This window comes from Sphaerospermopsis sp. LEGE 08334 (assembly GCF_015207205.1).
Classification (GTDB): Bacteria; Cyanobacteriota; Cyanobacteriia; order Cyanobacteriales; family Nostocaceae; genus Sphaerospermopsis.
Window position 1 is genome coordinate 73,059 of the sequence record NZ_JADEXH010000028.1, and the last position, 10,749, is coordinate 83,807.

The 10,749-nt window shown below is 38.9% G+C and carries 7 protein-coding genes; 4 read left to right on the plus strand and 3 right to left on the minus strand.

Annotated features, from left to right (window positions below; translation table 11 throughout):
* Window positions 1-70 precede the first annotated feature (70 nt).
* Window positions 71-223, plus strand: coding sequence for an MgtC/SapB family protein (locus IQ237_RS16485; protein ID WP_194057014.1), 153 nt, complete (start codon window positions 71-73; stop codon window positions 221-223).
* A gap of 247 nt (window positions 224-470) precedes the next feature.
* On the opposite strand, the gene recF is transcribed toward IQ237_RS16485, so the two are convergent.
* Together recF and IQ237_RS16495 are read right to left on the minus strand one after the other, a co-directional pair.
* Window positions 471-1,589 (minus strand): DNA replication/repair protein RecF, encoded by a 1,119-nt coding sequence (recF, locus tag IQ237_RS16490; RefSeq protein ID WP_194057015.1) that lies wholly within the window; start codon window positions 1,587-1,589, stop codon window positions 471-473.
* A gap of 221 nt (window positions 1,590-1,810) precedes the next feature.
* Window positions 1,811-4,684, minus strand: a complete 2,874-nt coding sequence (locus IQ237_RS16495; protein WP_194057016.1) for a cation-translocating P-type ATPase — start codon at window positions 4,682-4,684, stop codon at window positions 1,811-1,813.
* 233 nt (window positions 4,685-4,917) lie between these two features.
* On the opposite strand from IQ237_RS16495, the gene IQ237_RS16500 reads away from it, so the two are divergent.
* Both IQ237_RS16500 and IQ237_RS16505 read left to right on the plus strand, forming a co-directional pair.
* Window positions 4,918-6,591, plus strand: a complete 1,674-nt coding sequence (locus IQ237_RS16500) for a transglutaminase family protein (protein ID WP_194057023.1) — start codon at window positions 4,918-4,920, stop codon at window positions 6,589-6,591.
* Between the two features lie 328 nt (window positions 6,592-6,919).
* Window positions 6,920-8,284 carry a hypothetical protein gene (locus IQ237_RS16505; RefSeq protein WP_194057017.1) on the plus strand — a complete coding sequence of 455 codons (1,365 nt, stop codon included), beginning with the start codon at window positions 6,920-6,922 and terminating at the stop codon, window positions 8,282-8,284.
* A gap of 52 nt (window positions 8,285-8,336) precedes the next feature.
* On the opposite strand, the gene IQ237_RS16510 is transcribed toward IQ237_RS16505, so the two are convergent.
* Complete coding sequence (locus IQ237_RS16510; RefSeq protein WP_194057018.1) at window positions 8,337-9,188, minus strand: PD-(D/E)XK nuclease family protein; 852 nt, start codon at window positions 9,186-9,188, stop codon at window positions 8,337-8,339.
* Window positions 9,189-9,304: 116 nt separating this feature from the next.
* Between IQ237_RS16510 and IQ237_RS16515 the strand changes: the two genes are divergently transcribed.
* Window positions 9,305-10,732 (plus strand): phosphoglucomutase/phosphomannomutase family protein, encoded by a 1,428-nt coding sequence (locus IQ237_RS16515; RefSeq protein WP_194057019.1) that lies wholly within the window; start codon window positions 9,305-9,307, stop codon window positions 10,730-10,732.
* Window positions 10,733-10,749: the final 17 nt, after the last annotated feature.

The following is a 10,749-nucleotide window of genomic DNA, read 5'->3' on the forward strand; positions in this document are numbered from 1 at the left end:
CATTGACTTTTTGCCATTACATGACTAAGTTAGGGTAAAATATAATAACTTTTTCGTTAATACACATTTATTGACAAATCCTTACTATATTGCCAGCAATGATTGGCTGAATATCTGCTTTCGCCTCTGTCTAGCATTGCTAATTGGTTCAATAATCGGTTTAGAAAGGCAAATCAAGCATAAACCGGCTGGTTTAAGAACTCAGATGTTAGAGGATGTTTGAAAAGTTTTTAATGTATAAATAAACCCCTCTCCAAACCCTCACAGGGGTAGGTTTTTAATATTATCTGTTAAGGCAAGACCTGGAAGACAAGGAGGGAAAGTGTTTCATCTAATACTTTTCAAACAACCTCTAATATCATGTTATTTTGTTGCAATTTCATATCTTTTTGGTTAGTCAATGGAGAATAGGGAATAATAAACAATCACTAATTATCAATTATCAATTATCAATTATCAATTATCAATTATCAATTACATGATATTTCTCCGCCTTTTACAAAGAGAACTTGTGAAGATTTTAACCATTGAGAGTCAAAAGCACCTAAATGGGTAGTAGTAATTAAAGTCTGAAAACGGTCTTGAATAGCATCAAGTAATTGATTTTGACGGGATAAATCTAATTCTGCTAAAACATCATCTAATAAAAGTAAAGGAGCTTCATTAACGACTTCTTCAATTAATTGTAATTCTGCTAATTTTAAAGCTAAAACTAAAGTACGTTGTTGACCTTGAGAACCATATTGACGAGCAGGTGTTTGATTAATAATTAATTCTACCTCATCCCTATGGGGTCCAACAAGGGTAGTACCTCGGTGTAATTCAATAACAGAACGTTGTTGAATTTTCCCGAAAAAATATTGTGCAATATCTTCATTATCATCTTTTTTTATTGGCACATTAGGAGCATAATTAATTTCTAAAATTTCTGTACTACCACTAATACTAGCGTGCCATTTGGCAGCAATAGGTGTTAATCTTTGAATAGCTCTATCGCGTCTTCTAATTACCTTTGTGCCGGCGTTAACTAACTGTGCATCCCAAATAGCTAATTCCGAATTTTGGCTTTTAACTCCTGACTGCTGACTCCTTTTCAAAAAAGCATTACGTTGGCGTAATACTTGGTTATATTGATGTAAAATGTGAGCATAAACTGGTTCGAGTTGAATCAAAAGAGTATCTAACCAATTACGACGAACTTCAGGACTACCACGCACCAATTCTAAATCTAAACTAGAAAATTCTACAGCATTTAAAACACCGAGAAAGTCCATTTGACGGCGGACTATTTCACTGTTTATAGCTACAGTACGGCGGCCATGTCGGCGTAAGGTTAATGTTAAATCACTTATTCCTGCGCTTCTTTCTAGGGTAGCATTAATTTGAGAGATATCTTCACCATCTTTAATAAAATCACGATCTTTACCCATGCGGTGCGATCGCAATGTTGCTAACAACTCTACAGACTCCAATAAATTAGATTTTCCTTGGGCATTATTACCAACTAAAATTGTTTTAGGGGCAGTAAATTCAATTTTCTGCTCTTGATAATTACGAAAATTTCTGAGGTGTAGATTTTTAAGATACATATTTAAGCATTCAGGAGTCAGTGGTTCGACTTCGCTCACCAACCGGAGTCAGGAGTCAGGATAAAAATAATTAACTTTTGACTATTTCCTATATTCTCTTATTTACGAATTACTAAAGAATTTATTCAGTAAACCATTTTAGTAATTTAAACATAGTAATAGGTAATATTGATTGATTATTACCAATCATCTATTACCAATTACCAATTACCCATTACCAATCAAACATTCTTCTTGCCCATAACGCGGAAGAAAATCTTTTCTCCTTCAATCCAAACAAACATCAAGGCACTGAAACCAATACAAATTAGTAACTCATTAAAAGGCAGATAATGAGTACCAAAAAAGGCTCGCAGAGGTGGAACATAAACCAGCATTAACTGTAAAATCGTAGTGGCAACTACAGCGCCTAATACGAATTTATTAGAAAGAGGATTCATTTCTATTGTTAGCTGATTGTTAGAACGAATAGCGATCGCATGACCCATTTGGGCAAGACATAAAGTAGTAAATACCATTGTCTTCCAGCGTTCGGGATTTAGATTTTCTCCGGTGGCTATTTGGACGTGAGAATAAGCCCATTGCATGAGAATAATTGTAATAATCGCAAATACAATCCCAATTCGTACCATGTAAGCACCCAAACCCCTAGCAAAAATACTTTCACGGGGACTAAAAGGCGGACGCTGCATGACATCCGGTTCTGGGGGTTCGACAGCTAAAGCTAAAGCAGGTAAACCATCTGTCACCAAGTTCATCCACAGAATTTGTAAAGGTGTGAGGGGAACACCACCCAAACCCAAAAGTGGCGCTGAAGCAATGGTGAGAACTTCGCCGATATTACTACCCAAGATGTATTTAATAAACCGCCGAATATTGGTATAAACAACTCTACCTTCTTTAGTAGCAGCAACAATAGTGGCAAAGTTATCATCTAACAGCACCATATCACTGGCTTCTTTACTGACATCTGTACCGGTGATACCCATAGCGATACCGATATCAGCTTGTTTCAGGGCGGGTGCATCGTTAACCCCGTCTCCCGTCATGGCCACAAATCTACCACGACGCTGTAAAGCTTGAACAATTCGCAGTTTGTGTTCTGGAGAAACCCTAGCATAAATACTGACTAAATCAACTTGTTGTTCTAGTTCAGGATCACTCATGCGCTGTAATTCTTGACCAGTGAGAACTCTAGCATCTGCATCAGCGATACCCAAGTCAAGAGCGATCGCCCTAGCAGTCAACTGATGATCACCAGTAATCATAATCGGGCGAATACCAGCCTGACGACATTCTGCCACAGCCGCCCGCACTTCAGGGCGTGGAGCATCCAACATTCCCACCAAACCCAACCACACCAAATCATTTTCAGAAGTATCTTCTGAAGCTTCGGGGGGTATTTCTGTTAAAGGTTTATAAGCAAAACCCAATACCCGCAGACCTTGAGAGGCCATTTGGTCATTAGCTGCCAGAATTTGGGCGTGTTGTTCTTCGTCTATGGGAACAGAGCGATCGCCTAAATAAATGTGAGTACAACAAGCTAAAGTTAATTCTGGTGAACCCTTAGTAAACATTAAATACTGTTCTGAGTCCACAAAACCAGCTATTACCGGATCAACCCCAGTCATCCCTGGATCACCTGTGGCCACTGCTTCCACCTGAGAAATAACACTCATGCGTTTTCTTTCAGAAGAAAAGGGAAACTCAGACACACGGGGTAACTTACTATTCCATTGATCCTTTTCAATACCAGCTTTACCCGCCAAAGTCATCAAAGCGCCTTCAGTGGGATCGCCTAAAATTGCCCATTCTCCCGCTTCTTTTTGCAGTACCGAGTCATTACACACAGCACAAGCAACTAATAAAGCAGATATTTCTGGATGTTCTTCTAAATCAGCTTTTTGACCATCTAATTGAAAATCACCAACAGGAGCATAACCTTCTCCTGTGACTCGAAAAGTTTTTTGATTGGTGTAGACTGACTGCACCACCATTTTATTTTGAGTTAAAGTCCCGGTTTTATCAGAACAGATGGTAGTTACAGAACCGAGAGTTTCTACTGCTGGAAGTTTACGAATTAAAGCATGATGGCGCACCATCCGCTGAGTACCCAAAGCCAAAGTTACAGTAATCACCGCAGGTAAACCTTCAGGAACTACCGCCACTGCCATACTGAGAGAAACTTCTACCAATTCTTGTAAATTTTTCCAACCTATTCCCTTCACTAAATCATGGATCAGACCACCACCGACAACCAGAGCAACTAGCACCAAAGAACCGGATACCAACACATTACCCAGTTGCGTCATGCGTTGTTGCAGGGGAGTAGGTTCACTGTCCACCGACTGTAACATAGTGGCAATTTTGCCTAGTTCCGTTGTCATGCCAGTATTGGTGACAAGCACCTTAGCACGGCCTTGGACAACTTCCGTACCTTGAAAAACTAAATTAATGCGATCGCCGAGTGACGTATCTTCTGGTAATGTAAGTATGGCTTGCTTATTGACAGCTTCAGCTTCACCAGTCAATGCTGACTCTCGCACTTGCAAATTAGACTGTTCTATTAAGCGTCCATCAGCAGAAACCTGTACCCCCGCTTCCAGTAGCATCACATCCCCAGGTACAAGATCCTTCCCCGCTACATCCGTCAGTTTACCATTACGGATCACGCGCACTGAGGGCGAAGAGAGTTTTTTCAAGGCCGCCAGAGCTTTTTCTGCACGGCTTTCCTGGACATAACCGAGAATACCATTCAGGATTACAATCGCCATAATCGCAATTGTATCTTTAAATGGAACTTCACCAGGTTTTAATGTACCTTGTTGCAACGCCAAAAAATCTAAGAAACCAGAAATAAAAGCCACAAAGATCAGCATCAATAACATGATGTTAGTGAACTGATCTAGGAGAATCTCCCAAGGGCTACGGCCACCCTGTTCTTCTAGTTCGTTGGGACCGTATTTTTGCAAACGTTGTTCAACTTCTTGGGGTGTTAAGCCGCTGTCTGCATTGCTATCAAGCAGTTCTAAAGCTTTATCAACCTCCAAACCATGCCAAACTGCGGCACTTTCAGGTAAAGAATGAGCAGACATCGTGTAGGTTACAGGAAATGGTTACAAAATTCGATCATAATTTAGTGATGGCAGGATTTCCATCAATCATGTATTGGGGATAGGGGACTGGGGACTGGGGAAGAAGAGGCAGGGGAGCAGGGGGAAAAGAGTTATTTAATTTGACTTTTGACTTGATTTTGCCCAATGCCCAATGCCCCATACCCCATGACTAATGACTAATATCTAATGACTAATGACTAATGACTAATAATATGAGTTTGACACTCCCTAGTTTGAATGTTAGCCAGATGTTTGGGCAAAAAACTATTCGACCGTTTACTGCTGCTACCCTCTATGGTATTGCTTTCATTAAAGATAAACTCATTGCTATTGACTCTATCAAGGGACATCTGCTAGAGATTGACCCTATCTCTGATAACAGTAAAATTCTTAATCCCCACCAAGTTAAGGAATTTACAGATGTTACTGGTTTAGCTGTGTGGGAAAATACACTCTGGGTCAGCCGTGGTAATAGCGTTTATTTGTGTAAGTTGGGTTCTTGGGGTTTGGAGCATTTTGTTACTTTACCTTATGCGGCTGATGGTGTTGCGGTTTGGGAATCTACTGTCTATGTTAGCTGCCAAAGACTAGGTTATATTCTGATTTTTGACAAAGATACACGCAAAGAAATTACTAGATTTTATGCCCCTGGGGTGGGGAGAGAAAATTTGGCAGTCAGCGAAGAAACTCTCTGGGTTTGCGATCGCACAGAACAAACAGTTTACTCTATGGACCGGGCAACTGGAGAAGTTCGCTTTAGTGTCCTCACTCCTTTTGCTTCTCCTACAGGTATTGCTATCCACAGTCAGGAGCAAACCACAGCTAAGGATCTGCTCTATGTTGCTTACTCTACAGAAGAGCCTTATATTCGTGATAATCCCAATGCTGATCCTAATCATGAGCTAACTTATCGGGATATCACTTTTATTCATCCCTTGTATTATCACTACAACCTAGATAAACGCTACGCCTTATCTAATGGTTATTTGGTGGAAATGTCTTATGTGGAAGAAATTTCACCTTTAGAAGAAGTTTATTTACCCAATGTTGAATGGCGTATTGCTCTACCATCAGAAACAGAACGCCAAAAGGTTAAACAAGTTGAACCCATTGGTTTACCTTTCACAGAAGAAATTATCGAAGGACAACGGGTAGCTGTATTTAATTTTGATACTCTCGTTCCCGGTGAACGCCATATATTTGGCTGGAAGGCACTTTTAGAAGTTCGCGGTATTAAGTATCGCATCACACCCAAAGATGTAGAAGACCTCCCTGAACTCACACCAGAATTACAAACTCGCTATTTGGTGGATGATGATGATTTAGCAATGGATACAACCATTGTCCGCCGTGCTGCTCGTGATGCTGTTGGTTCGGAAACCAATATGTTACGAAAAATGTACAATATCCGCAACTATGTCTATGATGAGTTATCATATGGTATTAAACCCCACATAGATACACCAGACATAGTTTTAGAACGAGGTGTTGGTTCTTGTGGGGAATATGTAGGCGTATTGCTGGGTTTGTGTCGTTTAAATGGTATTCCTTGTCGGACTGTCGGCAGGTATAAATGCCCTCCTTACGGTGAAAAACAGGGAGTTCCCCTACAACCTGACTTTAATCATGTTTGGCTAGAGTTTTACATTCCTAATTTTGGTTGGCTACCAATGGAATCTAATCCCGATGATATAGGTGATTATGGTCCTTATCCTACACGCTTCTTTATGGGTTTATGCTGGTATCACATTGAAATTGGCAAAGGCGTTTCTTTTGAAACTCTTACCAGTAATGGTGAAAGGCTAACCAAAGAAGAAATATCCATTGGCAATTTGGCGATTAACCATATTCGGTTTACAATTCTTAAAGAATTACCACCGATTTAATTTGAGACTTCAAAATTGACAAATTGTATTTAGTAATGGGGTATCAGGTAGGAGCAGAATTAGCTCCTAACGCCCCTGGATACGACTGATATGCCTAAGTTAATCAAAAGTTTAAGGTTTAGGTAAAAAATTTTTATGTAGCCTTTAATGAAAATATCAGTAATTTTTCGGTTTAAGCTGTAAAATGGTGATATGAACTGCTCATCAGGAAATATGGAAAATAAACTTTATTCAACCATTGTTTGTGAAAACTGTATCAGTCAAGTTCACACGCACCTATCGAAGTATGAAAATAACGGATCAAGCAATTTGTAAACGGTAATAAAAGGTGAAAAATTGGACAAGTTCTGAATCTGAAAAAACTGTGGAACAAACACCATCAGGAAAAGTGCATGGTGATAAACGAGAATACCTGCACAACTACCACGACTGTTATCAAGAAGAACAGTTGATATATCAACATTTGCTGCATTTGGTACAAATGGAATCTCCAGACCAAATGGTTGGACGTTTTCGCGCTCTTTTTGTGGAACGTGCAAATTATCCTGAACCAGAAATCATTCCGATTTTAGACAAAATTACCGCATCTAAGCAAAAAAAAAATGAGTTTAACCTTTTCATTAATCGCTGTTGTCATATTTTAATTAATCGGTGGTATTTACAACCAAATTGGCATTATGCAATTGTGGATTTAATCAATTTGTTTGATTCACCATCTAATAGGTTGGGAATTAATTCTTTACGGATACGAGAAATTAGGCGTTTGCGGGAACTGATACAGATTTTTATTAATAGTGAGCAGTATGTAATCTTACGGCGATTTTTGCAATTAGTGAATCAAACTCCTAGAGTAAATAGTCTTGAAGAACACCAGCCTTTGAGTAATTTAATTCGGCGCTATCCCTATTTATATGAACATTGTTTAATTAGTGAAGATTCTACTTTTGAACAACAAGAAACAGTGAGACATTTTCAAGCAGAGGTACAAAAAAAATTTGAAGTAGATTTATCACAATATATAACTTATAAAGTGCGTCGGATTCAGGTTTTAAGAAACGTTTCCCCAGCGGAAGCTAATCGGATATTACGCCCTGTTGATAATCCTACATTATTGAGTGATAGGGATCTCTACAGTACGGTAAAACAATTTATTGGTAAAACAGATAGTAACTATACTTATCACGAGAGAGCGCAGCAGTTCTTACAATATATGAATCACAGGGGCAATAATTTCCATAATTTTAAGAAAGATTTACATGAGTATCTAATATCTTCCATTGATAGTAAATATGGTCAACGCCAATTTAATCAACGTTTGTCAAATCATTTACAAAATATATTACCGGATGCTGATGATCAAAAGATAAATGATTTTTTGGTGGTGAGAACTTGTAGTCAGTTATTAAATTTTTTAGTTGTTAATAGCCAAGCATCACCACAACACGCAACTTTTTTAGATTTAATTAGTAATCAAGGTTCTTTAGAAACCATTGGCTTGTTGCTAAAAGTGGTGTTAATTTGTAGTAAAGTGAAACCATATTTAGAAAAAAGATTTGGAATTTTATTTAATCATTATGAAAATGCAACTACAGATGCTATTGATTGGTTAGTAGCAACTTTAGAGCAATTAAATATTGCTATGAGTATTCATTTTGGTAATATTGATTTATCGTTTTTTAAGAGATTTTGTTAGTAGGTGACAGGTGCTACGCCATGGTGACAGTAGAAAGGCAGGATGTTTTAAATTACAAATTAGGAATTATTGGCGTTGAATGTGATTTTTCCGGGTTAAATTGAGAAAATTCACAGATTGAGTTAAACGGACAAAATCTACAATGATAACCAGGGTTAGGTGGAAAGATTTTACTAAAGTTATTGCTTGTAGCTGCATAGTTTTGTAAATCAATTTGGTGTTTATTTGCTACATTAGCCAACTCAAATTCCAAAGATGCTAACTCATGATTATTAATAGTAATTAAATCAGATTTTTTACCAATTTCCAAATTATAAAATGATGCTACGGCAGTTTTCCCAGGATAAAGATAACGTGCAGCTAATAAATAAACTAAAGCTTGTCTTTGATCAAAATCTGACTTACCAGTTTTAAAATCTAAAATATGCAAAGTGCTATCAGACTCAATAAAAACACAGTCCATAGCAGCATATAACCGAAAACAATAATTAGCTTTTTCAATGAAAATTGGTTTAGGAAAACCTTCATCACCAGGAGTTAATTGCAGAATGCGTTTATTTAACAGCAAAGGCGATTTTTGATATTTTTGTAAAATGTGCAGTACCCGTTGCTTGACTTGAAAAGTAAAATTGCTTAATTTTAACAACTGGGCTACTTTTTCCACACCATCTGATTGAGTTAACCAGTTAAGATGATGATGAAATTCATAGATACCTTTTTGGGCAAGCATACCAATCCGCTGTGGTGGTGTAGCTTGGGATAATAAAGCTTTTACCTCTGGTTCATGTTGTCGTGCTTTAATGAATCCCCTTCGCATTTGACAATGCCAATGTTCTTGGCCTCTTTTGGGGGAAACTAGGGACCAAAGGTGGTAACTTACAAAGGGTCTAGCAGGGATTGACATTGCTCAGGTACAGTGAGAGAAATTACCTTGGGGATACTTGCAGGATGGTGGTTGTTCCACAAGCTTTGCGGGATGCTTCCTCATAGTAGTGATGATGCACGGGAGAGAGTAGCAAAATGAGTAACCCTAACAATTCTGGTAAAATAAAATTCGGTACTGATGGCTGGCGTGGCATTATTGCCGATGATTTTACTTTTCCTAATGTAAGGAAAGTAACTAGGGCGATCGCTAGTTATCTGGAAACTGCCTATAGTAAAGACAGACCAGTTTTAATTGCCTACGATACAAGATTTTTGGCTGATGAGTTTGCACGGACATCTGCTGCGGTTTTGGCAGATTTAGGGTGGAATGTGAAAATTACGGATCGGGATTGCCCGACTCCTGTGATTGCCTACAATGCGAAACACCTTAATTCCGCAGGGGCTTTGATGTTTACTGCTAGTCATAATCCTGCACCATATTGTGGGATTAAATATATACCAGACTACGCTGGTCCTGCCACTCCAGAAATTACTGATACTATTGTGGCCAATATAGAAACGGCATCGGATGAGTTACCAGGAAGTAACCCATCGGGGACGATTTCTACTTTTGATCCGAAACCTGATTATTTGCATTTTATCTACACATTGCTGGATGTGGAAAAAATTAAGGGTGCAAATTTAAAAGTTAAGTACGATGCTCTCTATTCTACATCTCGTGGCTATTTAGATGAGGTGCTGCAACATTGCGGTACTCAGTTGGAAAGTTTCCACACTTGGAGAGATGTACTTTTTGGCGGTGGGATGCCAGAACCCAAGGGTGAACAGTTGGTTGAGTTGGTGGAAGCTGTAAAAGCTGATAAAGCTGACTTGGGTTTAGCAACGGATGGAGATAGCGATCGCTTTGGGATTGTGGATGAACTGGGAAATGTTCTGACTCCCAACACGGTGCTGTTGGTTTTAGCAAGACATTTAATCAAAAATAAGGGTAAAACAGGCGCAATTGTGAGAACGGTTGCGACTACTCATTTGTTAGATAATTTTGCGGCTAAAAATGGACTGCAAATTTATGAAACTGCGGTTGGTTTTAAATACATTGGTGAGAAAATGCGGGAAACCGCTGTTTTGATTGGTGGGGAAGAATCAGGTGGTTTGAGTATTATTGGCCATATTCCTGAAAAGGATGGGGTTTTGGCTGATATGCTGGTGGCTGAGGCGATCGCCTATGAGGGTAAACCTTTAAGTGTGTTAGTTCAGGAAGCTATTGCTGAAGCTGATGGTCCTTTGTATAACAACCGCTTGGATTTACACCTTACCGAATCTCACAAAAACGCTGTGATTGATGCCTATACCAAAAATCCTCCTTCGGAAGTAGCGGGAATTAAGGTGAAGGAAGTGGGAAGAAAGGATGGGATCAAACTGTATTTAGAAGAAGGTAGTTGGGTGTTATTGCGTCCTTCGGGTACAGAACCTTTGGTGAGAGTGTATATGGAAACCAACTCACCGGATCAACTGGGTCAAATTGCAGCGACGATGGAAACTGAAATTGCTAAGTTAGGATAGGTGACTGGGGACTGGGG